The sequence below is a fragment of the Sulfurimonas lithotrophica genome, assembly GCF_009258225.1.
Lineage (GTDB): Bacteria > Campylobacterota > Campylobacteria > Campylobacterales > Sulfurimonadaceae > Sulfurimonas > Sulfurimonas lithotrophica.
The window spans coordinates 545,428-570,640 of record NZ_CP043617.1 but is presented as its reverse complement, the minus strand read 5'-3'; the positions used below and the strand labels follow the sequence as shown (position 1 = coordinate 570,640).

Below are 25,213 nucleotides of genomic sequence, written 5' to 3'. Positions count from 1 at the left end.
GATTAAATATATGTAAAAGGGTTCTTTGATGATGAAATTATAGCGTCTAAACCTAAAACTTTCAAATGTTTGTGTAAAATATCGCTAAAAAAGCACTCAGATTCAAAATGACCGATGTCGATAAGTGACAAGTTTATACTCTTTGCTTCCATCGCATCATGATACTTGATATCCCCTGTCAAGAAGCAGTCAGCGTCAATATATTTAATCATAGAACCGCCGCTTCCCGTTGTCAAAGCACAAGTTTTTACAAAATCACGACATTTTACGCTTTTTACATTTTTCAGCGAGAATTTTTCACCTACTTTTTTTGCAAAAGTATCAAAATCTTCATTAACCTCAAATTTTATAACAAACTCTTTATCATCCAAAATTTTATAGCCTAAAATTTTCTCGGCTACGTATTTATTTAAATGAGTTTTGTCAAAATTTGTATGCATCGCGATATTTGAAACATTTTTTTCAATCATAGTTTTTAAAAAGTTTGACGGGTATGTTTCAAAATTAAGCTCGGTAATTCCACCAAAAATTATAGGGTGGTGAGTTATTAAAAGTGTGTTAGGTTTCAAACTCTCTAAAAGCTCTGCATCTGCATCTATACTTAGAACAATTTGTTCTATTTCTTGATTAGGTGAACCTACTTGGATGCCGGAGTTATCCCATTTTTCTTGTAGTTCAAAAGGTGAGAGTTCATCTAGTTTTTCATATATATCTTTTAGTTTCATGGCTTAATCTTTTTGCAGTTTTTCCAACTCTTCTTTTGCCTCTTTAAACTCAGGGTCTAACTCTATAGCCTTTGCATACATTTCACGAGCTACGTCTTCATTACCCATATCTATCATCAAGTTACCGTAGTTATAATAAGTAAGTGCATTTGTATCATCTATAGACAAGGAATCGTTTAGATGCATCTTCGCAGAAGCAAATTCTTTTTCTGCACGATATACACTTGCTAAAGAGTTGTGAACAAATTCGTCGTCTTTATCTACATCAAGTGATTCTTTATAGTATCTGATTGCCATAGTGTTGTCACCGACTTTTGCACTAATAAATCCAAGTTTGAAAAGTATCTCTGCATTATTAGGTGCTTTTAGATTTGCCTCGCTTAAAAATGCTAATGCTTTTTGCTCATCTTCATTTTGATAAGCATCATCTGCTTTTTGAACTAACTCCTCTGCCGAATACGGAGAAAAAGTATTCATAGCTTTTGCATAGTCTTCATCTTTTTCATCTTGTGAAGGTTCGTAATCTTCTCTTTGTATATTCTGATCATCTTCCAATGTTTGAATATGTTGATATATTTTAAAAGCAAAAAAAGCTGATGCACCTAACATCAGTAACTGTAATACGCTCATTATAATTCCTTATTTATTAACTCTATAAATTGCAAAGGGTCAACTTGTACACCGTTAACTCTAGCTGAAAAATGTAAATGCGGCCCCGTTACCCTACCGCTTGCACCAGATAATCCAAGCAGTTGACCTTTTTTAACCAACTCATTTTTTTTAACATCAAACTTACTCATATGATAGTAACACGTATAAACACCCTGCCCGTGATCTACTATAATAGATCCACCTGAATAAAATCTGTCTTTAACAAGTACGACTTTACCGTCATTTACACATTTTATAGGTGTACCCACTTTTGCACGAAAATCAGTACCGCTGTGATAGCTTTTTAATGTTCCGTTAAATATTCTGGCACGTCCAAAATCACTTGTGATTTTGGAATTTAAAGGCATTATAAAATCAGAATCAATAAAACTTTTTGACGTAGTAGAATTGTATATATCCATAGCCTCAACATACTCTTTTGCAGCTCTTTTTTTATCTTTCTGTGAGAGTTTTACTTTTGAGTTATCTACACTTAGAGTTTCTTTTTGGTACTTACCGTCAACAACTTTAAAAAATAGTAGTTTTGATTCGGGCTTTTTATTTTTAGTATAATGAACATACACTTTAAGTGTTTGCGGTTTTTCATAATAGCTTATGGGAACATATGCATAGTTTGAAAAGATTTCATACGTTTTATCTTTTATCTTTATATACTTAAACTCTACTCCTTCTTCTTTGGCAAACTTTATAAGTGCAGTTTGACCGTTTTTTATCTCGGAATTTGATATGTCAAACCTAAAAGCAAATAGGTTTGATAGTAAAAATAGTACTAAAAATAATCCCCTCATTAGTAATCCTTCATCGCTCTTTGTATATCTCTTTTTTGATCTTTTTCTTTAAGATCAGCCCTTTTATCATGTAGCTGTTTACCTTTTCCTATAGCTATTTGAACCTTTACTATGTTTCTTGCATTAAAGTATAACTGCAAAGGCACTATAGTATAACCGTCACGCTCAACCGCTTTTTGTAATTTTGCAAGTTCCTTTTTATGAAGCAAAAGTTTTCTGCTTCCACGCTCTTCGTGTCCGTAAAAATGGTGAGTAGTTTCAAGTCTTCCTATGTGCATGTTATACAAAACTGCTTCGCCGTTATCGATGCGGATAAAACTGTCTTTCATATTTATGCGACGTGCACGGATACCTTTTACTTCACTACCTTTTAAAACGATGCCCGCTTCAAATTTTTCTTCTATAAAATAATCATGATATGCTTTTTTATTTTTTGCGTATGGTTCACCCATAAATTTTTTAGTCTCTCTTTATTCTTTTAAATACTGTTTAAATACAATTATAGCAAAGCTTATATAACTCTAAAAAAACTACTTCCGCTTCCGCTGAAGTAGTATTCGTCTTTTTGATGTTTTTTTAACTTAGGATACTCTTTAAGTGCAGGGTTGAATAAATCGTTTGCCTCTTCTGGAGAATATGATTCCAAGACCTCAATAGATGTTGCATTTTTTAACTTATGAAGTTCTGTGGAGTTAATAGGATTAAAAAAGTTATCTCTATATGATTTATATACTTTTGGCGTAGATATCTCAATATTTGGCGTATATACGTCAAACTTTAAAAGCGGCTCGTCAAATGGCTCGACTATCTCACCTATTCCGCTGACATTCGCACTATCATACCCGTAAATAAAAAACGGCACGTCCGCTCCCACTTTTAAACCTATCTCGGCAAGCTCTTTTATACTAAGGTTTAGATGCAGTACCTCGTTGCACATTTTAAGATATGTTGCGGCATCACTGCTCCCGCCTCCAAGACCTGCAAAAGCGGGAATATTTTTATCTACTTTAACTGCATATGTCTGCATCAGCTTGTCTAGTGACTCACTTTTTGTATATTCTAAAAGTTCATTATATGCTTTATAAATCGTATTTTGCTCTGTTGTACAAGAAAAACTACCTATTATTTTAAAGTCTGGTGTATCTTTTTTCTCAAATGAAAGCTCGTCATAAAGGTCATCTACTCTCATAAAACGTGAAATTATTTCATGGTAATCTCCGCGAAGACCCGTAATTTTTAAAAAAGTATTTACTTTCGCATACGCTTTATATATTTTCATCTACTATTTTTTTATAATTGAACTTAACTGAGTAAGTAAAGTATTATCAATTTCTTTTGATGATGCGACATTTGAATCTTTTACATCTTCTAATAGTTCAGTTCTAATAATACTTACATCTTTTGGTGCATCGATGCCAAGCTTTACTACACCCTTATCTATAGATATAACTTTTATAACTATATCATCCCCTAATTGTATCGACTCTTCTGCTTTACGCGCTAAAACTAACATATATATATCCTACCGAGCTCATATTTTACTTTGCTTTTTTCTATATTTATTACAGAGATATTATCACCGTTATCGATCCAATAATATCCGTCTTTTTTGTTTCTTATATCTTCTAAAGCAATAACTCTTCCATATTTGATATTTTGTTCATCTCCATCATAAAAATTTTGAGGAATATTCAAAGATTTTTTAATGTCAAGTGCTTTTTCATCATCATAAAAGAACTGACCTTCACTCAGTCTTTCTAACATACTTAAGCTTCCATATTCTACTCCAAGCCTATTTGCAAGCAATAATCCAAGACTTCTTATATATGTACCCTCGCTAACCGTAGCTTCAAAAGTTACAAAAGGGTGGCAGTAAGATATAAGTTTTGTCTCATAAATAGTAGAGTTTATTTTATTTAACTCAAACTCTACGCCTGCACGTGCCAAATCATATGCACGTTGTCCGTTTATGCGTTTTGCCGAGAAAATAGGCGGCTCATACTCCAACTCACCCTGAAGCGATTTAAGTGCTTTCAGTACTTCATCCTCACTAAATCTATTTAGTTCATCAATATGTTCAATCATCTCTGTATCTAAGCTGTCACTCTTAGCTCCTAGCCAAAGTGTAGCTCTGTATATCTTTGGTGTTTTATTTAAAAAACGAAACAGTTTAGTATGACTTCCCATACCTATAACCAGCACTCCTTTAGCAAAAGGGTCAAGCGTACCTGAAAAACCTGCTTTTTTCTGATTATATTTTCTTTTTAATTTATTTAAGAAAAAATTGGAGCTGATATTTGATGGTTTGTATGCAACAAACAGTCTGTTCATAAAGGGCCTATAAACGTTCTATAAACGATGCAAGTATATCTTTTTTCGTACCTGCGAAATTGATGTTTAGTTTAAACTCTTTCCCTGCTTTTGACACACCAAGCACACGTCCCGTTCCAAAAATTTTATGACGAACTAAATCACCCTTTTTAAAAGCCGTATTTTTCTCTAGCTTCAAAGACCCTTGACAAAGTCCGGCTTCATTAAAAAATCTTGATTTTTCCAAGTCACTTCTACGCCCTTTGTAAAAACGACTGCTTACATGAGACAATGTAAGTTTCTCTTTTGCACGCGTAAAAGAAACGTAACCAAGACGGCGTTCCTCTTCTAAGTCACTTCCATCACCCACAAGAGGTAAAAAGCCCTCTTCCATACCTATTATAAAGATATGGTCAAACTCTAAACCTTTAGATGCATGGATGCTCATCATATAGATGCTCTCACCCTCAACCTGATCTTGTTCGCTTTGAAGTGTAAGTTCGTTCAAAAACTCATCAAGTCCAGATTCGGGATTATTTTTTATAAAGTCACGGAAAAGTGCATAAAACTCATCCATATTTAGGATTCTTTCCTGCTCATCCGGTTGAGATTTATATATATCTTTTAGACTAAAGGTATCTTCTAATACATCGATAAAATTATATGTAGATTCCTCTGCAACTTTTGCTACGCTTTGTATGTCTTTTATAAACTGTTTTAGAGTTTTTGCATTTTTCTTTCTTACAAGTGCTTCAAGCTCGGCAACACTTGAACTTTTTATAAACTCAAATATTGACTTTTCGGCTGCATGTGCAGATAGTTCAAGTTTATCCACACTAGCTTTACCCAAACCGCGTTTTGGCTTGTTTATAATTCTTTTAAAAGAAAAATCATCATTAAAGTTCGTGATAACACGTATATAAGATATCAAATCTTTAACTTCGGCTCTGTCGTAAAATCGTTGTCCGCCTACAAGTTTGTAGTTAATCCTTGCACGGTTTAATCCCTCTTCGATTGAACGGGAGAGAACATTTACACGATATAAAACGGCTATATCTTTTGCACTCACTCCCGAGTCTATAAGTTTTGTTATATTTGTAGCTATTTTTCTGGCTTCTTCACTCTCATCATGCGAATTCAAAACAACTACATCTTCTCCGCTGCCGCGAGTAGGCTTAAGTTCTTTTCCAAGACGTGAACGGTTATGTTCTATTAAAGCATTTGCAACTTTTAAGATAGGCTCGCGTGAACGGTAGTTGTTTTGAAGTTTAAAAACGGCGGTATTTTCAAAATCCTGGTCAAACTCCATAATATTTCTTATATGAGCACCGCGCCAACCGTAGATGCTCTGATCATCATCCCCTACTACACAGATATTATTGTGAGTTGAACAAAGTTTTTGCAAAAGCTTAAGTTGTAGCTCGTTTGTATCTTGGTACTCATCTACCATAATATACTGGTACTTTTCACTAGTTTTTTTGGCTAACTCGGGATTATCTTCTAAAAGTTTATATGTAAGAGCTATCAAATCATCAAAATCTACAAGATTGTTTTCTGCCAAGTATGCTTCATACTCTTCATAAACTTTTGCTATTTGCTGATAGTTATATAGTTCGGCTTGCTTATAAGCATCATCAGGTGTCATAAGTGAGTTTTTATATCTTGATATCTCACTTGCTATAAGCGGAGTTGCAATTTCTGAGTTTATTTTTTTGATTATTCTTTTTTTATCATCGGTATCTATAACGACAAAGTTATTTTTTCTACCCATTAAGTGGATATTGAACTTTAAAAATAAAAGCCCAAACTTATGAAATGTACAAAGAAGAGGAGGATAAGAGACGTCTTCCATCATGCCAAGTGCACGTTCACGCATCTCTTTTGCGGCTTTATTTGTAAATGTAAGGGTCAAAGTATTTGAAGCCGGAATTCCCACACCTTTAACAAGATAAGCAAGCCTTGAGACTATAGTAGTAGTCTTTCCACTTCCTGCTCCTGCTAGTATTAACACGGGTCCTTCCGTGTTTTTTACGGCAATACTTTGTTCTTCATTAAGCCTTGCAAAAATTTTTTCCATATATCCCACTAAATTCATTCAATTTTATTTATTATATCAAAAATTTTCTAAATTATAATAAAAATATTGCTTTTATTATAATAATGAGTTATAATTTCATCATTACTTAAACTTATAGGAATTATTATGTTAAAAGATTTTGCTAAACTGCAAACATTTTTGATGGTAACAAAAGAGAAGAGTTTTTCTAAAGCTTCAGCAAAACTCGGTATCTCTCAACCTGCTGTTACGCAACAAATAAAGTTCATTGAAGACTATCTTGATACTAAGATTGTTCAAAGAAAAAAGAACGGTATCTTACTTACAAAAGAGGGAGAAGATCTTTATAGAATAGCAAAAAGATTAGAAAAAGCTATAGAAAACAGTGAAAAAGAACTTATTAGTATTATTAATAAAGAATTTACTTTTGTAATAGGCTCATCTAATGCTATCGGTAACTATGTACTTCCAAATTATATAGCTGAGATTAAAAAAAGAATAGACAACGAAGTACATATGAACGTTGATAAATCATCAAACATTATAGATGCACTTGAAGATAAAAAAATTGATTTAGCACTAATAGAATCACCTGTATTTAGAGATGATATTATATATAGAGAGTGGATTGAAGATGAGCTTGTAGTTTTTTCAAACCAACCTATAAAGAAACAATTGACAGGCGAAGATTTAATGGAGTTTGATTGGATTTGCCGTGATGAACATTCACATACAAGAAGATTGACTGCCGAAGTTTTTGAAGAGATAGGTGTGCAGTGTAACAACTTTAACGTAGTAAGTGTAATGGAATCTCCTACAGCTATCAAAGAAGCTATTTTACATTCAAACAGAGATGCAGAGCGTCCTTTAGTATCTATTATGAGTAGGCACGTTATTAAAGATGATGTTGATCAGGAAAGACTATATTGTGCTAGACTTAAAAATTTTAAAATGGAACGTAAGTTCTATATAGCTTACTCTAAAGATAGAAAACACGACGCATTTGTCGATAATGTAGTAAGCTACTTACTATCTTTAAACAAAATATAAAGTTCCTTATTTAAGGAACTTAGCATTATCGGGATTTGATAAAAACATATTCATAGAATTTTCTACACCCTCTTGATCAACTTTTTTTGTAGTACTTTCTTGTTCTTTCTTTTTATATTTTGCAAGATTAATCAGCACAGGCTGTTCATCTATTATAATCTGAACAATACTAAGCAAAGGTACATTTACGACCGAACCAAAATTATCTGCTCCAAAACCTGCTTCAAAAACTAAGTTATCGGCTTCAATTCTTGCAGTCTCAAAGGTATAACCGGCTAAAAAAAACAGAGTCATATTATGAAACTGAGACAAAATCTCTTCAGGCAACTCTGGAGAAAAATCAACATCGGAAATATTACAAAGTATTCCGAAATTTTTATCTTTTTCAAATAGATAGACAATAAGTTGCGCAATATTATTTTTCATAACTTTTGCAAAACCTTCGTCTTGAATCAAATCTTCTAACAAAAAACATCCTTTATATTTTCATCTGCAATTATATCAAAATCTATCATAGCGTTTAATAGTGCAACTTTTGAAAACCTGCCTATATCTTGAACTTTTATATCATCTTCATGAATTTTTCCGCTGTCTAACAATCTTTGTCTTGTAGTACCTTTTAAAAGCGGATATTTGGGTGTTTTCCACTCACCGTCAAAAAGAGCAATATTTGCTATGCTTGTATCTGTTAAATATCCTTTTTTTACTATAAGTATGTCGTCTGCATCTTGACGTTTTTCATAAAGTTTGTTTAATTCTGACCTGTCCGTAGATTTTAACGGATAGTCTATCTCATCATCATATACAAGCTTTAGAGTATTTATATCTTTTTTTTCATACTCTATATACTCGACAGATATTTTTTTTATATCCTCTGGAGTATAAACTAGCCTGCATCTATAGAGACCTTTTTTAGGCGGCTTTATAAAATCTTCAAGCTTTTTATATGTACAGACGCCGAAATGTTTTAAAACACTCTCATACCTTTTTTGGTGATACTCCGGATGCCATACTTTGGCATCTAAAATCTTTATGGTCTCTAAAAATTCATTCTTCATTAAAAAGTGCTGTACTTAAGTATCTCTCACCCGTATCGCAAAGAACAGTTACCAATATTTTGCCCTTAAATTCATCTCTTTTAGCTACCTGCATCGTAGCCCATACATTTGCACCTGCCGAGATTCCGACAAGTAAACCTTCCTCACGCGCGAGCATTTTAGCTGTTTCAATTGCGTCTTCATTACTCACCTGCACAACTTCACCGTAAACGGAAGTGTCTAGTACCTTAGGGATAAAACCTGCACCAATCCCTTGAATTTTGTGAGGACCACCATTTCCGCCTGAGAGTACGGGTGAGTCTTTTGGCTCAACTGCAAATACGGCAATATTTTGAATCTCTTTTTTCAAAACCCTTGCAGTACCCGTAAGTGTACCGCCTGTTCCGACCGCCGCTACAAAAGCATCTATATTTGAGTCCGTATCACGCAGTATTTCACGTGCGGTTGTAAGTTCATGTATCTCTGCATTTGCATCGTTCTCAAACTGCTGAAGGATAATAGAGTTGTTAGTCAGGGCTTCAAGTTCTTTGGCTTTTTCTATTGCACCGCTCATACCTTTAGCTGCCGAGGTTAAAACAAGCTCGGCTCCGAGTGCTTTAAGCAGGTTGCGTCTCTCTATACTCATAGATTCAGGCATTGTCAAAACAAGTTTTAAATTTTGTGCGGCACAGTTAGCTGCAAGTGCAATACCGGTATTTCCGCTTGTAGGCTCAATGATTGTAGAGTTTTCATTTATAAGACCCTTTTCTTGTGCACGTCTTATCATGTTGAATCCAAGCCTATCTTTGACAGAGCTTGTCGGATTCATAAACTCACATTTTCCAAGAATCGTTGCACCAGTTATTTGAGATGCCTTATTTAGTCTAACAAGAGGTGTATTTCCTATAAGTTCAGTTACATCATTTGCAATATTAGCCATAATTTTTTCCTCTACTTAGTGTATTCATCTATTAAGTTTATTACGCATTTTTGTATCATATCATAAACTTTATCAAATCCTTCAAAACCGTTATAAAAATACGGATCCGGTACATCTTTTCCATAAAATCCATAATCACCGAGTTTTACAATATTTTTTGCACCTAGTGCAGTCAAATCATTCATGTTATTATCATCAAGTGCCACAACTAAATCATAAATTTCAAAATCATTTTTTGTTACTTGCCTTGATACCAAAGCAGATATATCTATACCGTTGTTCTTTGCAACCTTGATTGAGTTTGGGCATGGGTTTTCACCTACATGCCAATTACCTGTTCCTGCAGAATCAACACTGATATCCAAAGCGTTGTCTTTTATATATTTTTTTGCGATGCCATCGGCTAATGGCGAGCGGCAAATATTTCCCAAACAAACAAAAATAATTGATTTCAAATAAGTGGCCTTCTTTATATTTTGAGAAATTATATCATATAGATTTGAACATGATTAGCACTAATATTTATAATGACATATATCAATATAAATATTATTTTCATTTGTTATAATAAAATTAAAGGACAGTTATATGGTAGATGAAAAACTAAATAAACGTGAAAAATACAAAGCTAGACTTAGACCTATAGATTATTACAAAGATTTTGAAAATTTAGATTTTGAGAATCTTGGTGAGGGTGACAGGTTCTATCTTCAAGATTTTGGTATTTTTACGACTGATTTTTTAGAAGATGAATTTACAATTCGTATCCGTCTTGCAGGTGGTCGCATAGGTACTAAAGAGTTTCAAGCTATTGCAGATATAGTCAAAGAGTATGATTTAACCATAGTTATGACTGCCCGCGGAGGCATCCAACTTCACGATATATACGTGGATGATGTTTTAGAGATTCATAAACGCATCAACTCGCTAAATCTTACTACTTGGCAGAGTTTTGGGGATAACATAAGAAACATTGTCACGGATGCGTATGACGGAGTAATAGCAGAGAGTGAGATAGAGTGTTATCCTATAATCGAGCAGATGCAAGACTTTATACTACAAAATCCTCGTTATGTAGGGATGCTTCCTCGCCGTGTATCTATCGGAATTTCCGGAAATTCGGTAAACGTAAACTCATTTTTTGCAAACGACATCTACTTTGCACTGGCAAAAAAAGACGGAGTTTTCGGTTTTAATGTCTATATGGGCGGAAAAAATACAGATGTTGCACAAGATGTGGATATATTTTTACATAAAGAGGATGTATTTGATTTTTTCAAAGCTTTTGTCGAAACTTTTTATACTCACGGTTCAAGATACTCACGCTCTCGTACAAGGCTTATTTACCTCATCGAAGATATTGGTATAGATAAACTAAAAGAACTTATTCAAAATGAGTATAAAAAAGAGTTTTTAACAAGCGGTGAACTTGTTTTGAATAAAGGTAAGTTTAGTGAATATAGAGAACTTAAAGACGGAACATATGCTTTTGTATATCAAACAAATTTCTCAAAACTTACAGCAGACGAGATGAATAAGATTGCAGAGTTTGCAACAAAGAACGATGCACAAATAAGATTAGGAATAGACCAAAACATCTATATACTTGGGCTTAAAGAAAAAAAATCACCTCTTATCTCACCTTCAAACAGCTCAACCGTAGTAGCATGTGCGGGTAATCTTTGTCCATATGCCGTTTGGAGCATCAAAGAAGAAACCAAATACCTTCCACTTGATTTAATTCAAAAACATTCCATCTTTGTAGGTTTTTCAGGTTGTGCAAAAGGATGTGGCAGACACCGCCATACCGATATCGGTCTTATCGGACTTAAAACAAATAACTTTGGAGACACGGACGGTGGTTGTAGAATTTTTATAGGAGCTGAGCACTCCGATGGTAAAAGTGTAGGACGTGAGCTTTTTTCCATGGTTCCTTTTGTGCATCTTAACAGTGTAGTAACACTAATTATCTCTTTATTTGAAAAAAGCGGATACAGTGATTTTGAGACTTATTCAAAAGAGATTTTAAACAACTATTCAGAACTATTTTTGTCTTTATGGCATCTGGCAAATTTAGAGTCAAAACAAACTATAGCACTACCAAAACAATCAAAAAAGATATCTCAAGAAGATGAAGAAAAACTACTAAAAGACAACTTTAAAGAGCTTGAAATACATGAAGATGGTTTTAGAAAGACAATAAGCCTTAAAGTAAAAGAGTTATGGACTATTGAGGGTAAGGACCCAAATTACAAGCCACCGATTGAGAGAACTAACTTTCGTTAAGTCTGTAACCGTAACCTTTAATAGTCTCTATGAGATTTTTGGAGGTTTTTTCACGAAGTCTTTTTACAAAAGTTCTAAGCCTCTCATCACTTACATCTTTATCTTCCCACATAGAAGATTTTATATCTTCGTAACTTAATCGTCTCTCCAAAGATTCAGCGAGCAATGTAATAAAACTTGTCTCGTTTTTACTAAGCTTTACAAAGCTGGATTCTTTGTAAAGTGAATGGTTGTTCTTATCAAAGCTAAAATCATCACATAACTCCAAGGTCTTCTCTTGTATCTCAGATGCAATAGTATGAATATATTCAAGTATCTCATCAGGATCATACGGTTTTGTAAAATACTTTGTCACACCTGCATCTATAGCACCGAAAAGCTTCTCCTTTTCACTAAATGCACTAAGAATAATTATGGGAATCAGTCTATCGTTTAAACGTATTTTTTTTGCTAATTCGAGTCCTGATGAGTTTGGCATCATAATGTCCGTGATGATAATATCCGGAGTTATTTTACTATAAAGTTCATAACCTTCAAGACCGTCGTTTGCTATGATAAACGAGCGAAAATTATCGCCGATTGCACTCTTTAAAAGCTCTGCAATAGCTTGTTCATCCTCTACAAGTAAAACCTTTAGAGTCTTTAACTTTTTATCTCTCATCTACTACGCCGTCGGTATTTTTATACTAAAAATCGTGTAATGTTTTTTACTTTTAACATCCAAAGAACCGTCAAAAGATTGTTCAACTATCATCTTAGACATAAACAGCCCCAAACCCGTACCGTTTTTTTGATGCTTGGATGTAAAGTAGGGTTCAAATATTCTATCGACAATATCTTTTTTTATTCCACCCGCATTATCTCTAAACTCTATCTCCGCCGAATCTTTTAATCTTCTAATTGTTATATCTATTTGACGAATCAACACTCCGTTTAATTCAAATGCATCTATAGAATTTTTTAAAAGATTTAGAACTACTTGCGTCAACTCGTTTGCAACACCCAGAACTTCCAAATCGTTTTGTATTCTAAACTCCACATCTACCATGGAACTCTTTAGTGAGTTATCCATAAGTTCTAACGCTTCATCTACACTAAGTTTTATATCAAACTGTTCAACTTCTCTGTTTGGCGTAAAAAAGTTACTAAAATCTTCTATAGTTTTAGACATTGAGTTTATTATGTTTTTACTCTCTTCATAATACTTTTGCAAAGCTTCTTCATCTTTTGAGAGAGCATTCTTTTTCAGATTAAAAACCGTAAGGGAGAGTTCTGTTAAGGGCTGTCTCCACTGATGTGCAATATTTGCCAGCATCTGCCCTAAAGATGCATGTCTTGCTTGGGCAAATAAAATCTTTTGTTTTACCTCGTTTTTTTCCAACTCCTCTTTGTAAAACATCTCTTTTGTTACATCATACCTTATAGCTATATACTCAAATATATCATCATTATCATCCAAAATAGGGATAATTGTCGTATTTACATAAAAAACGGAACCGTCTTTTGCTAAGTTCTTAACCGTACTTTTATATATCTTTTTATTTTTTATAGTATTCCAAAGCTCTTTGAAGTTGTTCTTATCAACATCGGGATGGCGAACGATATTATGATTTTGTCCTATAAGTTCATCTTTTGTATAACCCGATATTTTGCAAAATTCATCATTTACAAAGGTTATTATTCCATTCGTATCGGTCTTAGAAATTATGTTTGAACTCTCAATGGCATCTTTAAACTGTTGCAGCATCTTAATCCCTCTTCTGATTTGCAAACTCTAAAAAATCTCTTTTTAAATTTTTAAGATTTTCAGCAGAGACATTTAACTCTTCAAGTGATTCGATAAGGATATCTTCTTTTTTTGTAAGTTCTTTATCTATCTCTTCTCCGTCATGCATCTCACTGATTAGTTCTATAAAATTTTCTATATCGTTCTCAAGAGTATGGAGGTTTGCATATGTGTTTTCTATGGAGTTAGTAGCATTTAATATTGAAGTGTCTATTTTTTCAACCAATGTATTAAAAGCATAGGTTGCAGAAGCCACATCCTCTACCGTTTTTGTTTCTTCAATTTTTTTGATACCTATAACACTTGCATTTGATATAACTCTTTTTGATGCGGAAGTAAACTTTTGAAAAAACTTTATTAAATCTTTTACTTGACTAACAAGATATATTAAACAAATTACAAGTACTAAAAATAAGATGTACTCTATATTTCTATAAGTAGATATATTATTTTCAAGCTCTTTATGATAAATATCTATCATTGTATTAAATTCAACTACCAAGTCTAAATTCAAATTATATATCTTATTTACAAGTTCTTCTAATATTAAATTCGAATACGCAACCGTAACCTTATTTAAATCCCTGAAATTTTGAACTTCTAAATAAAATTTATTCCATAAAACTGCTATTTCTTTGCTATGTTCTCTTATCTCTTTAGAATCAATATATTTAAGATTTTTATCTCTATTTTGCATATTCGATAAAAATTTTTTAATTGAATCGTCAAGTTGTTTATCCGATGCATTTTGATTTTTATACATATAAAAAATATTTTTTGCTATCTCTTGGGTAAATGCTTTTTGCTGATTGATTACGTTTAGGAAATTATTGCTAACACTTCTTTGTTCATTAATATAACTAAAAATAATTGCCAATAATATTGAAAGCAGAAAAATTAATGCGATAACAATTTTAATTTTTTTCATAGTACCTCCTCATATATAGCTTTTAGTTCCTCTTTATCGATAATTCCGATTTTTCCATGCTCAATACTGATAATGTTATTTCTTTTTAATCTACTAAGGACTCTAGATAGAGTAGCCGGTTGTATATTTAATATTAAAGAAATATCATGTCGTTTTATCTTATTAAACATATCCAAATCATCATCTATCATTTTAGCGACTTTTGTTACTGCATCAAAGATAAATTCACGATTAAATATATTTTGCATATATTCCGAGCGTTTTATAATCTCATTCATAAGTTCGCTGCATAATATTCTACTGTTTAAAAACTGTTGTTTGAATTCTGTATAATCGATTTTAAGTACAACGGAGTCTTCCGCCATTTCTAAGTTTGAAAAAGAAGTAAGTGTATCTGACGATATATTATTAATATCTGAGAGTAAAGAATCATTTGATAAATGATATAAAAAAATCTCATTTTTATGTTTATCTATTTTATATGCTTTGGCAAGTCCGCTTACAAGAAATTCTATTGAATCTTTATCTTGATTTTCATAGTGAAGTACATAGCCTGTAGTATATTTATGTAAAGTTGAAATAGTACATATTTTTTCAACATCTTCATCATTTAGCGATGAAAAAAAGCTAAGTGATTTCACTATCTCTTTTATTGACAAAATATTACCTTAATTTACAAGACCCTTACACTTATCCTGAGAAATATCAAATTTAAACAGTAGTTTTTTAGTTTTTGCACTTGTATATACATATGAAGTGTTTATGCCCGATTCTAAAAACTTTTGTGATTGTTGACACACACCAACGGTTACAGCTTTTTGCATTCTGGAGTGATCCTCTTTTCTTACTGCCTCGTCACTCTTGGCACCCGTATTAATCTCAAAGGTAAAAACCATAGTAGTATTTTCTGCTTTAACACTTATTAGTTCTGTATATTTGTCAATAGTTTGAGGAAGCCCTTCATTCATAGAATATGCTGCACGTTGAGCAATCTCTTTTGCCTGAATTTTCATCTGCTCTTTTGGAAACTCGCCTGTTCGTGTAGGTGTTTCTTCAGCAATTGTTATTGAGACTAATATAGAAAGTATTAAAAATAAGTTTTTCATTTTGTACCTTTTTTGAAATAAATATGATTATACTTAAAAGTTTCTTATTATATTTTGATTTTTATCAATACTCTTAAAAAGGTAAAAATGTTATACTTCATTTATGAAAAAATTAAACTATATAATTACACTTTCACTTCTAGTATTTTTAGGTTGTAGTGAAAAACAAAATGACGGTGTTTCTGAGGTACATTGGGACAGAGATATGTGTGCTAGATGCGTTATGGTCGTAAGTGACAGACACAATACGGTTCAAGTTAAAGATTCAAAAGGTAAAGCCTATATGTTTGACGACATAGGTTGTATGATTTTATGGTTTGAAGAGGAACATCCGGAACTAAAAGAGAGTTCTAAAATATATATAACCGACGTAAAAGACGGTTCTTGGATAGATGCAAGAGAGGCTTTTTATACAACGCAAAATATTACACCTATGGCATTTGGATTTTCTGCATACAAGTCAAAAGTCAATATACCTAAAGATGAAGAAGTTATTGATTATAACGAGGTATATAAAAGGGTTTTAAAACCTAAAAAATAAACTACTTATCTATCTCTACTATAGGTTTTTTATCCTCCATTAGAAGGTTTGGTTCTATAAAAGGTGCTAATTTCAGCAAAAAATTCATCAAGCTCATAATAGGGCTTGCATAAAAAAACTTTATTTTATGGTTATGGTGCCAAAGCTGATCGGCATATTGGTACACTTGATGCGGCTTATCACCTATGTTGTCTTTATTTGCATCAAAACTCTGATAATTATCCCAGTAATTGTACTCGACTACATTCGTTTTTGAAAAATGCCCGTCTATATCTTTAACTATATCATCAATATTACCGTATATTTTATTATGAGTTATTGTATTGTCTTTTATAGCTACATGAAAATGTATAGCTTCGCCGTTATAGGAGATATCGTTATAGGAGATATATCTTTTCATACCTTTTGCTTTTTCTTTGGACTCTATATATATCGCCTTTGCATTAAACTTTAGCGTATTTCTCTCAAATCTAAAGTTTGATACACCGCCTATCATAACACCTATTCCTGCCGCACCGTCGGAACTTTTAATAGTATTACCCGTAACATTCGTATCATGTGCCCCCATAAGCATTATAGAGACACTGTTGTGTTTATAAATATTGTCTTTAAAAAGATTATTACGACTAAGTGCAATATGTGAAGCAAATCTATTATTTCGAAATATATTATTTTGAAATATATTATTATGAGAATAATCAAGAGTAATGTCTCTTGACTTTTCAATAGTATTATTTTTAAATAAATTATTATGAGAATAATAAATTTTCAATGCATCTCCCCTTAGGGATATCGGTAGATTTTTTGAACTAATATAATTATTAGAAAATACAGATTTTTCTACCATCTCCATATGTATTCCATATAAACTGTCTTTAATATTGCAACCGTCTATTTTTACATTTGAACTCTTAGATATATAGATAGCGGAATCTAACTTATACATCTTATCTCCACTACCGTATATATTAAGATTTTTTAGTGTAACATCAGAGCTGTTTATATTTATAACATTTCCAAATCCACTACCTTGTATTGTAGCTTTTTCATTTTCTGTAGAAATAATAGTAAGAGGTTTATTGATTATAATATTTCCTCTATAGTTTTGAGGAGATAATTTTATTGTTGAATAAGCAGACGCATTGTCAATTGCTTCTTGCAAAGGATTTGCAAGAAGACCGGTAATAAAAAAAATATAAAAAAGAAAACTTTTCACACTTTACTACTAGTAAAATTTATGAATCTCTTCCATTATATTAGCGAATTCTATATCATCGCCTTTATCTTTTAAAAAGTTAATTAAATATTTTTCAGATGCATCCACACCTTCTGTTTTTTCAATTTCTAAAAGTTTTGCATATAAATCTGCTATAACGGCTAATACATGTTTAGATATATTTTTTCTGGATGCATGATAACCTATAATTTTTCCCGTATCAGTATCTTTACGAATCTCAAATTCCGTAAATATCCAGTAATATCTTCCGTCTTTTGCCATATTTTTAACAACTGCATTTATATTTTTACCGGCTGAAATTGTTTGCCAAAGAAGCTTAAACACGATTTTAGGCATATCCGGATGTCGAACTATATTGTGAGGCGAGCCCATAAGTTCTTCTTCACTATACCCTGAAATCTCTTTAAAATAATCATTGCAAAAAGTAATTTTACCTTTTTCGTCCGTTTCACTTACGATATATCTCTTAGGATCTAACTCTATTTCTTCATCTATTGGAGTTGGTTTTTTCATTTTATATCCTTCCGTTTAATAATCTAATTAAAGCATCACTGACTTCACGGAATCCAAAAACTCTTTTTCCGTTATATTTTTCAGCGAACTCTTTAGCTTCTTTATATGAGTTAAAAGGAACTAAATCATCCCCTGCAGGACTTGTGACACTACTTCCGTATACAAAAAATGCACCGCGTGCTTCTATAATTTCCAAAGTATTATGGTCAGTTACCAAAATATCTTTAAAATCTTTTTCACTTTTTACTCCGACATTATGCCATTTGCCCGGACGAAAATAAAATTCAAACATGGATTTTGGTGAACAAAAAAATACTTTTTTACCGTTTTGAAGTTCTATTTTAGAAGCCCACTTTGGGTCTTTATATATTTTTATATGTCTTACCAACCCCTGCGTTTCTTTTGTAAAATCCATCTCATAAGCATTAAGCAAACCTATAAACATTGCTAAACTAACAAAAATTTTCAACATAAATACTCCTAAACTAAGTCTTTTTTCTTAAATATTTTAAATCCGCCATAGGCAAAAAGTAAACCTAACACTAAAGGATACCCAATTGAGAGCAATACAAAAACAACCTGACTCATAGTATCCAAAATATAAAAAGCAACAGGACCCATTACTGTTAGTTCAGGGTCAAATAAAGATATCGCAGCTACACGAAATATCTCCATCGGATTTGCAAGTGCTATAAAGATTATAAGCTCTTCATTAAATCTTTGGGATAACATCAGTGAAATAAGTGCAATATCCAAAAACGCAAGCATAAATATCCAAACAAAAAAAGCTATACCCAATGCTACTTCACTCGACTTAACAAAAGAGGACACAAAAAAAGCTATACCCAAAAATGCACTTGAGAGTGAAAAAAGCAACCCTGTATATAAGAAGAATATACTCCAAGGTATATCGGCTCCTATTGTCGCACCATAGATAATAGCAATGAGCATTGCAAAGAAAACAGGAAGATAAACAGTAATAAACCTTCCTATTACTTTACCCCAGTAATATTGCTTTAAAGATATAGGAAAAGAAAGCATATATTCTAAAATATGATTATCCCTATCTCCTGAGATTGAACGAACCGTCGTGATTAAAATAAATATAGGTAATATAACTATAGTTATTTGTATATACATAAGTAAAAGGCGGCTAAGTCCGCTAAAACCCATAACTTGACTCTCAGTAACTCCTGCTATAAAAAACAGAGCTATAAGACCTCCAAATACAAGTGAATATATTAAAAACCATCTGGCTCGGATAGATTCTTTTAGATCCAGATATGCAATTAAAGATAAATTTTTCATTATTGTCCCAACACTTTTTTTCTAATTTTCGGATTAGCCATATGCTCACCTCTAAGCATCTTAAGTACAACTTCATCGTATGATATCATACCGTCTCCCTCATTTTCATATGCTGCAAAACCGTAACTCATAGGTGTATTATCGCCTATTTTATATTTTGCCTGTAAAATCGGTATATATTTTTTTGTATCTTTTGTAAAAACTTTAGGTAAAAATTTTTCTATATCTATATTTTTTTCATATGCATAAATTATCATACAACCGATATCGTCAAAATAAAAGTCTTCACCTTTTACTTTAATCTCCGTACTATAATCATCCGCATATTTAACATTCATATGACATTCGGGACATTTGTTCTTTTGTAAATTTAAATTAACCTCGGAATCACAGGCTGTTAAAAACAATAAAACAAATGTAAAAAAATAATATTTAAACTCTCTCATCCGATACCACCTTACCAAGATCCATATAGATCTGTCTGTTAACCAATTCTTGAACTTCTTCAAGTCTGTGGGTAACAAATAGAAGTACTTTGTTTTGTTCATTTTCTTTAAGAAGCCTATAAAAATCATCTCTGGCTTTAGGATCTAAGTTTGCAGTAGGTTCATCATAAATTATTATATCACTTTTTTTAGCTAAAGATATCGCAATAAGCAATTTTTGCTTCATTCCGCCGCTTAGTTTAAAAAAAGATTTTGACATATTTGATTTTAAATCAAGTTGCATCTCGTTTGCATAATTTAAAATCAAATCTTTATCAACGCCGCTACTTGTTGAAATATAATTAATAAGTTCATCAATACTTAGTTTTATCGGTGGAGGAAGTTGTGGAACAAAACTAATATTTTCTAAAACTTTTGTTCTATCGGTTATCGGGTTATATCCATCTATAAGAACCTCGCCTGCATCCGGATGGTAATATCCAAGCATTGAACGGATAAGAGTCGTCTTACCTGCACCGTTAGCGCCCATAAGGGCTATAGAGTCGTTTTTTTTAAACTCACAGTTTATATTGTCAAGTGATACGTGTGAGCCGAATTTCTTAGTTAGATTAGATATTTTTACCATAATTACACCAAACTTTTTAATCTAAAATCAAATTTTAGGGCATCTTCGTGACATACATCTACACATCTTCCGCAAAGTGTACAATCTGCACCCGTAATATACTGTTCAGTTATATTTTTTTCTTCAATCTGTTTTTTATATTTCGCTTTAGTAATCTCTAAAACCTGCGGCTCAAAACAAACATCATGACATACCATACAGCTGTCACAGTTATCGTTCCATTGTATTCTTAAAGCTGAAACTTTACCTATAAAACCATAAGTAGTTCCAATCGGGCATACATATGTACACCAAGCACGGCGGGAATAAAAAACTTCAATTAAAAATACAACTACTACCCATAAGAGTGCAACAGTCCAACCATATACAAACATACGGCTTAAAATTCCGACTACGTTAAACGTCTCAAATACCAAGTAACCGCTTGTTGCCGATAATACTAAAAATATAGCCCAAAATATATATCTGACTCTTTGATCAAATTTACGTTCTTTTATAATTTTTTTCTTTACAAGCATATTGTGAAGTTTTTCACCTATTTCACTCAGTATTCCGTATGGGCATACCCATGAGCAGTAACTTCTACCACCGACTAATACATATACGATTAAAATAGTAGAAGTACCGATTATCATATTTACGGGCATTTCATGCGTAGCTAAAAAAAGTTGCATAGTCGTATAAATATCTATCATGTGAAAGCCCAAAAAACGAGAACCGTTTAACGTACCTTCAAGCATTTGTAAATCTATAAAAAACGATAAGAAAAAGAAAAGATGGATAGATATTACAAGTATCCATCTTTTCATTCTATAACTAAAAATTCTTTTTCCGTCTCTAGTAGTATCAAAAAAAGTTGACCAAAAACTACTATTGGCAATGGTCTCCCGGTTGTTATACTTATCCATAACTACCTCCTATTTGCTTTCTTTAGCCCTATTAGGGAAATCACCTATTTCATCTGCAAGTCTTCTTAAATCACTCTCTTCAAGTTTTATCAATAAACCTTTCATAATGTAGTTTTCTTTTCTGCCTGCTTTAAAGTCAACTAAATCTTTATAAACCTTATCAGCACTTTGTCCAAATAGTTTAGGTCCCATAATACCCTCACCGTTTACACCGTGACAAGATGCACATTTACTTTTATACTCTTGGGAAACTTTAAATGCTCCTGCATTTCCGGCTTTATCTCTAAGTGCTTTTAGCTGTTCTTTCTCTTTTTCTCTGTCATCTTTTTCTTCCGGTGCAGTACTGCTTGAAGCATTTACGGTTTTATTACCCATATCCTCAATAACTTTTCCGTGTTCACCGCCGTGATATACTGCATCATCAGTTGCTACAAAGCCCATTAATGCCACTATAATTATTGTAAGAATTCCAACTACTGTATTTTTCATATTATTTCCTCATCTCGTTTATCTTTTTATTAAATGAATATATCTCATCCGCAATCTCTTTTATCTCGGTTTCACTCATATTTTCAACCAAATTAGACATAAGCACATTTAAGTTTTTATCTTTTTTAAATTTCATAATTTGTGAAAATATATACTCGCTATCTTTATGTAACAAAGACGGTCCGATAACACCGTTTGCATAATCATTATGACAAGCCGAACACTTAACAATGAATTTTTTTGATAACTTTGAAACAAGTAAACTAACTTGAACTTTTTCATACGGACTTCTTACGTTCATGTTCGCATCTATATTTGTTCTTGGCTTAACACGAACAGATGCGTCGCTGTTAGCCGGTTTTGCATCTTCAGAGTAAGCACTCTTAATTCCGTAATCAAAATAGTATGATTTACTCTGATTTTTATCTTGAGCTTTCTCTTGTACTTTTATAGCATTTGCATCTTTATTTTCCACTACCTCTATACCGCTTGCACTTGCTTGTTTAACTTGTGTAGTTTTTTCTTCTGTCTGCTTATTATCGCTACATCCGATAATCATAGTTGAAATAATCAGCGCATATATTAAATTATGCATTTTTATAATACTGTTCATATGTACCCCTTGGTTTAATTACAATCGACGGAACTTGAGTCGGACAAACTTCCTCACACGCTCCACATCCGATACAGCCGTCATAAATCTCAGGCTTCTTACCATCACCACTACTGTCATACACCATAGCAATAGCACTAAGTGGATTTGGTATAGGACACATATCTGCACAAAGCGTACATTGTTTGCCCTCAAAACTATCAAGTTTTTCTAGTAAATCCAATTCCAACTGAGTTACATTAGTTACATTTTTCGTAAACTCGTGCATCTTAGTATTATATCCTTTAGGGATAGGCGTATTAGTCATTGCTAAACAAGTATCCGGATGCTCTAAATATGCAATACCCATCTCAATATCTTCAGGTTTTTCACAATGATGATCAAGTGCACCGCTTGGACAAGCAAGTACACATGGAACTGCACTACAAGCATAACATGCCCTCTCAGATGCATCTATGTATGGAGTTCCAACACCGTGACCTTTTGCCATATCCGAGAGTTTTATAGAGTGATAAGGACAGACCTGCAGACACTGTCCACATTTGATACATAATGCTAAAAATTTATCCTCTTCGACTGCTCCTGGAGGTCTAAGCCTGTTTTCCGGAACTTTTCCGTATGGACTAAAAAACACACCGGCACCCATAGCCAATCCTAAAACACCTAGGGTTGAGTATTTTACAAATTTTCTTCTATCGGTTTTTATTGTTGCCATGTTTATCCTTCAAATCTAACTTTTGGCTTTTCATCTTCTAGTAAAAAAAGCGGCTTTGTAAAAGGTGCTAGTTTTGCTAAAAAATTTAGTAATGAGATTACGGGTGAACCGTAAAAAAACTTTACATTTGGGTCGTACACCCAAAGTTGATCGGCATATTGATATACACGATGAGGGGTGTCTCCGACATTATCCCCGTCTCTATCAAATCCGCTGTAGTTATCCCAATAATTTCCAACTATATCATTTTGATCTGTTTTACTCCCTCTGCTATCATTTACAATATCTTCTATATTGCCCATTATCAGATTGTTTTTAATTATATTATTTTCACTTAAAGAATGAAAGTGAAGTGCTTCTGAATTATACAAAACTTTATTATTTTCTATCCAGTTATTCGTATCCGGTTCAAAAGGACTTCTATCTATGTAAATTCCCTGTGCACAATATATAACCGTATTTTCTTTTAGAGTAAAGTTTGAGACGTCTTTAAGCCCGATACCCATACCCGTAGCACCGAGTGAACTTTTAACTACGTTTCCTGTTGCAACGGTATCCTTGGAATACATAAAAAATATCCCTACGCTGTTATATTTATAGCTATTATTTTTAACTATATTTTTACCTGCATACATAAAATGAAGAGAGTACCTGTTGTGTTCACCGTAATTCTCTTCGATTAAATTACCGTGAGAATACCATACAACCATATCTCTTGATTTTACAAGAGAATTTTTTCTAATAATATTATCGTTTGAATACCATATTCTAAGTCCGTCTCCACGAAGACCGAGGTCTAAGTCTTTAGAACTTATATAGTTGTTTTGAACTATAGAGTTGGAGACCATTTGCATATCGATACCAAATAGACAATCTTTAATAGTACAATTACTTATTTCACATTGCTTACCATTTGTCATCGTTATTGCCGAATCGATTTTATCGTGTCTGTCTCCGCTATTAACAATAGTTAAGTTTTTAAGCGTTATGTTTGAACCAACCGTTTTTATAACCGTCCCCTCACCCATACCGTCTATAATTACACCGTCTTCTTTACCGACTATACTTAATGGTTTGTCTATTGTTATCTTACCTTTATACACGCCTGCAGGAAGTTTTAATATAGACCCGACAGGAGCATTATCAATAGCTTCTTGAAGTATATTTGCTCCAAGAAGAGTTGAAAATAATAAGATAAAAAATAGTCTTATCATAAGAAATTACTCGGCTTCCATCTCTCGCATAGCTTTTTGTTTTGCGAAAAAAGCCAATAAGCTAAGAAGAGAGATAGCAACTAAAAGGTAAAAACCGATTGTAGGGTATGAATGCGTAGTAAACTGCGCAATTTTACCATCACCGAAAACCGTCGGCATAAAAGGTTTTATTTTAAAAGCACCCCAATCATGAAGATTGTGTCCAAACCAATATAACCAATAAGAATAATCAGCTATAAACAGTATTGGTAGTGATACAGGTACTAACATTGCATAGTTTAAATACTTGTTCTCATAAGCTATAAAATATATAAAACCTAAAGTTAATAAAAGTAAGGCATATGCACCAATTTCACGCTCAAACACACCACCGATCCACATTGGATCCATTCCTACATAGTGGTTAATCGTGTTCATTTCATGTACCTCTCCACTATAGCCGTCAAAGTGAAAAAATACCGGAATCCCTTCAGGGAAAGCTTCTTTAGGATAGTTTGGTGCTTCAAGAGAAACTGCCCATATAGGCATAGACGCTACACCTATTTCACTTGCCGTATCTATCATCTTTTCAAGGTCGTTTCTAGCCTCTTTTGGCGTAGTCACACTTTTATATCTTCCTTGGTTATATAGATTCCAAACTTTAGCACTGAATGCCGATACCTCATTGCCTTTACCTTCATCAATCTGTGTTAAAACACCGTTAAATGAAATCATTGGGAACGTAAACGCGAACGTAAGAATCAGAAGTGCCAACGTAGCAAATATTCTTGCTTTTTTAATACTTGGATGCATTAGTTTTCCTTACAAAATTAATTGCAAGCATTGTATCACTTTTTATCTAAAAGTAAATTGAGATATATCAAATTACTATAATTGTCATTACATATTATAATATAGCAAATTTAAAAAATTTACTAAGT

Annotated in this window: 32 protein-coding genes; 3 read left to right on the top strand and 29 right to left on the bottom strand. The window is 32.8% G+C overall.

Translation table 11 applies throughout. The features are described from left to right. Positions 1-2: 2 nt before the first annotated feature. The 8 genes from FJR48_RS03005 to FJR48_RS02970 are packed head-to-tail and all read right to left on the bottom strand — an operon-like array spanning position 3 to position 6,572. A complete protein-coding gene (locus FJR48_RS03005; RefSeq protein ID WP_152306686.1) occupies positions 3-725 on the bottom strand; it encodes a Nif3-like dinuclear metal center hexameric protein in 723 nt (240 codons plus the stop codon). A gap of 3 nt (positions 726-728) precedes the next feature. Further along, on the bottom strand, positions 729-1,355 hold the full coding sequence (locus FJR48_RS03000; RefSeq protein WP_152306685.1) for a tetratricopeptide repeat protein: 627 nt from the start codon (positions 1,353-1,355) through the stop codon (positions 729-731). Further along, the gene (pgp3, locus tag FJR48_RS02995) at positions 1,355-2,185 is read right to left on the bottom strand and encodes a peptidoglycan metallopeptidase Pgp3 (protein WP_152306684.1); all 831 of its coding nucleotides are present in this window, start codon (positions 2,183-2,185) and stop codon (positions 1,355-1,357) included. Before pgp3 ends, FJR48_RS03000 begins: the two co-directional genes overlap by 1 nt. Further along, positions 2,185-2,637 carry an SsrA-binding protein SmpB gene (gene smpB, locus FJR48_RS02990; RefSeq protein WP_152306683.1) on the bottom strand — a complete coding sequence of 151 codons (453 nt, stop codon included), beginning with the start codon at positions 2,635-2,637 and terminating at the stop codon, positions 2,185-2,187. The genes pgp3 and smpB overlap by 1 nt, the downstream gene beginning before the upstream one ends. A 59-nt stretch (positions 2,638-2,696) precedes the next feature. Further along, entirely contained in the window at positions 2,697-3,464 is a 768-nt protein-coding gene (locus tag FJR48_RS02985; RefSeq protein WP_152306682.1) for a 4-(cytidine 5'-diphospho)-2-C-methyl-D-erythritol kinase, read from the bottom strand. Between the two features lie 3 nt (positions 3,465-3,467). After that, on the bottom strand, positions 3,468-3,698 hold the full coding sequence (csrA, locus tag FJR48_RS02980) for a carbon storage regulator CsrA (RefSeq protein WP_152306681.1): 231 nt from the start codon (positions 3,696-3,698) through the stop codon (positions 3,468-3,470). Then, positions 3,692-4,516 carry a tRNA pseudouridine(55) synthase TruB gene (gene truB / locus FJR48_RS02975; RefSeq protein ID WP_152306680.1) on the bottom strand — a complete coding sequence of 275 codons (825 nt, stop codon included), beginning with the start codon at positions 4,514-4,516 and terminating at the stop codon, positions 3,692-3,694. The genes csrA and truB overlap by 7 nt, the downstream gene beginning before the upstream one ends. 7 nt (positions 4,517-4,523) lie before the next feature. After that, complete coding sequence (locus FJR48_RS02970; protein ID WP_152306679.1) at positions 4,524-6,572, bottom strand: ATP-dependent helicase; 2,049 nt, start codon at positions 6,570-6,572, stop codon at positions 4,524-4,526. A gap of 126 nt (positions 6,573-6,698) precedes the next feature. Here FJR48_RS02970 and FJR48_RS02965 point away from each other — a divergent pair, with 126 nt between their 5' ends. After that, positions 6,699-7,601 carry a LysR family transcriptional regulator gene (locus tag FJR48_RS02965; protein WP_152306678.1) on the top strand — a complete coding sequence of 301 codons (903 nt, stop codon included), beginning with the start codon at positions 6,699-6,701 and terminating at the stop codon, positions 7,599-7,601. Positions 7,602-7,607: 6 nt separating this feature from the next. Here FJR48_RS02965 and FJR48_RS02960 read toward each other — a convergent pair whose 3' ends face one another. From FJR48_RS02960 to FJR48_RS02945, 4 genes are read right to left on the bottom strand one after another with little or no spacing between them, the layout of a single operon-like run. Further along, positions 7,608-8,069, bottom strand: coding sequence for a hypothetical protein (locus FJR48_RS02960; RefSeq protein ID WP_152306677.1), 462 nt, complete (start codon positions 8,067-8,069; stop codon positions 7,608-7,610). After that, on the bottom strand, positions 8,063-8,659 hold the full coding sequence (locus FJR48_RS02955; protein ID WP_152306676.1) for an aminotransferase class IV family protein: 597 nt from the start codon (positions 8,657-8,659) through the stop codon (positions 8,063-8,065). The genes FJR48_RS02960 and FJR48_RS02955 overlap by 7 nt, the downstream gene beginning before the upstream one ends. Further along, positions 8,649-9,578 carry a cysteine synthase A gene (gene cysK / locus FJR48_RS02950; RefSeq protein ID WP_152306675.1) on the bottom strand — a complete coding sequence of 310 codons (930 nt, stop codon included), beginning with the start codon at positions 9,576-9,578 and terminating at the stop codon, positions 8,649-8,651. The genes FJR48_RS02955 and cysK overlap by 11 nt, the downstream gene beginning before the upstream one ends. An 11-nt stretch (positions 9,579-9,589) precedes the next feature. Then, complete coding sequence (locus FJR48_RS02945; protein ID WP_152306674.1) at positions 9,590-10,033, bottom strand: low molecular weight protein-tyrosine-phosphatase; 444 nt, start codon at positions 10,031-10,033, stop codon at positions 9,590-9,592. A gap of 133 nt (positions 10,034-10,166) precedes the next feature. On the opposite strand from FJR48_RS02945, the gene FJR48_RS02940 reads away from it, so the two are divergent. Next, positions 10,167-11,864: a nitrite/sulfite reductase gene (locus FJR48_RS02940; protein ID WP_152306673.1), complete on the top strand. Its 1,698-nt coding sequence runs from the start codon at positions 10,167-10,169 to the stop codon at positions 11,862-11,864. Here the strand turns inward: FJR48_RS02940 and FJR48_RS02935 are convergent. The 5 genes from FJR48_RS02935 to FJR48_RS02915 are packed head-to-tail and all read right to left on the bottom strand — an operon-like array spanning position 11,851 to position 15,684. Beyond that, on the bottom strand, positions 11,851-12,525 hold the full coding sequence (locus FJR48_RS02935; protein WP_152306672.1) for a response regulator transcription factor: 675 nt from the start codon (positions 12,523-12,525) through the stop codon (positions 11,851-11,853). The genes FJR48_RS02940 and FJR48_RS02935 overlap by 14 nt on opposite strands. Positions 12,526-12,528: 3 nt before the next feature. After that, positions 12,529-13,611, bottom strand: coding sequence for a PAS domain-containing sensor histidine kinase (locus tag FJR48_RS02930; RefSeq protein WP_152306671.1), 1,083 nt, complete (start codon positions 13,609-13,611; stop codon positions 12,529-12,531). Between the two features lies 1 nt (position 13,612). Further along, entirely contained in the window at positions 13,613-14,578 is a 966-nt protein-coding gene (locus FJR48_RS02925; RefSeq protein ID WP_152306670.1) for a hypothetical protein, read from the bottom strand. Then, on the bottom strand, positions 14,575-15,237 hold the full coding sequence (locus tag FJR48_RS02920; protein WP_152306669.1) for a Crp/Fnr family transcriptional regulator: 663 nt from the start codon (positions 15,235-15,237) through the stop codon (positions 14,575-14,577). Before FJR48_RS02920 ends, FJR48_RS02925 begins: the two co-directional genes overlap by 4 nt. Before the next feature lie 9 nt (positions 15,238-15,246). Next, positions 15,247-15,684 carry a hypothetical protein gene (locus FJR48_RS02915; protein ID WP_152306668.1) on the bottom strand — a complete coding sequence of 146 codons (438 nt, stop codon included), beginning with the start codon at positions 15,682-15,684 and terminating at the stop codon, positions 15,247-15,249. A 103-nt stretch (positions 15,685-15,787) separates the two neighbouring features. On the opposite strand from FJR48_RS02915, the gene FJR48_RS02910 reads away from it, so the two are divergent. After that, positions 15,788-16,225: a nitrous oxide reductase accessory protein NosL gene (locus FJR48_RS02910; RefSeq protein WP_152306667.1), complete on the top strand. Its 438-nt coding sequence runs from the start codon at positions 15,788-15,790 to the stop codon at positions 16,223-16,225. Position 16,226: 1 nt separating this feature from the next. On the opposite strand, the gene nosD is transcribed toward FJR48_RS02910, so the two are convergent. From nosD to FJR48_RS02850, 12 genes are read right to left on the bottom strand one after another with little or no spacing between them, the layout of a single operon-like run. After that, positions 16,227-17,441, bottom strand: coding sequence for a nitrous oxide reductase family maturation protein NosD (gene nosD / locus FJR48_RS02905; RefSeq protein ID WP_152306666.1), 1,215 nt, complete (start codon positions 17,439-17,441; stop codon positions 16,227-16,229). A gap of 9 nt (positions 17,442-17,450) precedes the next feature. Next, positions 17,451-17,975, bottom strand: coding sequence for a PAS domain-containing protein (locus FJR48_RS02900; RefSeq protein WP_152306665.1), 525 nt, complete (start codon positions 17,973-17,975; stop codon positions 17,451-17,453). Between the two features lies 1 nt (position 17,976). After that, on the bottom strand, positions 17,977-18,447 hold the full coding sequence (locus FJR48_RS02895) for a nitrous oxide reductase accessory protein NosL (protein WP_152306664.1): 471 nt from the start codon (positions 18,445-18,447) through the stop codon (positions 17,977-17,979). Between the two features lie 8 nt (positions 18,448-18,455). After that, positions 18,456-19,283: an ABC transporter permease gene (locus tag FJR48_RS02890; RefSeq protein ID WP_152306663.1), complete on the bottom strand. Its 828-nt coding sequence runs from the start codon at positions 19,281-19,283 to the stop codon at positions 18,456-18,458. Then, entirely contained in the window at positions 19,283-19,729 is a 447-nt protein-coding gene (locus FJR48_RS02885; RefSeq protein WP_241856098.1) for a hypothetical protein, read from the bottom strand. The genes FJR48_RS02890 and FJR48_RS02885 overlap by 1 nt, the downstream gene beginning before the upstream one ends. Next, positions 19,716-20,354: an ABC transporter ATP-binding protein gene (locus FJR48_RS02880; protein ID WP_152306662.1), complete on the bottom strand. Its 639-nt coding sequence runs from the start codon at positions 20,352-20,354 to the stop codon at positions 19,716-19,718. Before FJR48_RS02880 ends, FJR48_RS02885 begins: the two co-directional genes overlap by 14 nt. Before the next feature lie 2 nt (positions 20,355-20,356). Beyond that, positions 20,357-21,262 (bottom strand): NapH/MauN family ferredoxin-type protein, encoded by a 906-nt coding sequence (locus FJR48_RS02875; protein ID WP_152306661.1) that lies wholly within the window; start codon positions 21,260-21,262, stop codon positions 20,357-20,359. A 9-nt stretch (positions 21,263-21,271) separates the two neighbouring features. Then, positions 21,272-21,751: a c-type cytochrome gene (locus FJR48_RS02870; protein ID WP_152306660.1), complete on the bottom strand. Its 480-nt coding sequence runs from the start codon at positions 21,749-21,751 to the stop codon at positions 21,272-21,274. 1 nt (position 21,752) lies between these two features. Then, positions 21,753-22,364, bottom strand: a complete 612-nt coding sequence (locus FJR48_RS02865) for a c-type cytochrome (protein WP_152306659.1) — start codon at positions 22,362-22,364, stop codon at positions 21,753-21,755. Beyond that, positions 22,339-23,079 (bottom strand): 4Fe-4S dicluster domain-containing protein, encoded by a 741-nt coding sequence (locus FJR48_RS02860; protein ID WP_152306658.1) that lies wholly within the window; start codon positions 23,077-23,079, stop codon positions 22,339-22,341. Before FJR48_RS02860 ends, FJR48_RS02865 begins: the two co-directional genes overlap by 26 nt. A gap of 2 nt (positions 23,080-23,081) precedes the next feature. After that, positions 23,082-24,293, bottom strand: a complete 1,212-nt coding sequence (locus tag FJR48_RS02855; protein ID WP_152306657.1) for a nitrous oxide reductase family maturation protein NosD — start codon at positions 24,291-24,293, stop codon at positions 23,082-23,084. 6 nt (positions 24,294-24,299) lie between these two features. Next, a complete protein-coding gene (locus FJR48_RS02850; protein ID WP_152306656.1) occupies positions 24,300-25,085 on the bottom strand; it encodes a cytochrome C in 786 nt (261 codons plus the stop codon). Positions 25,086-25,213: the final 128 nt, after the last annotated feature.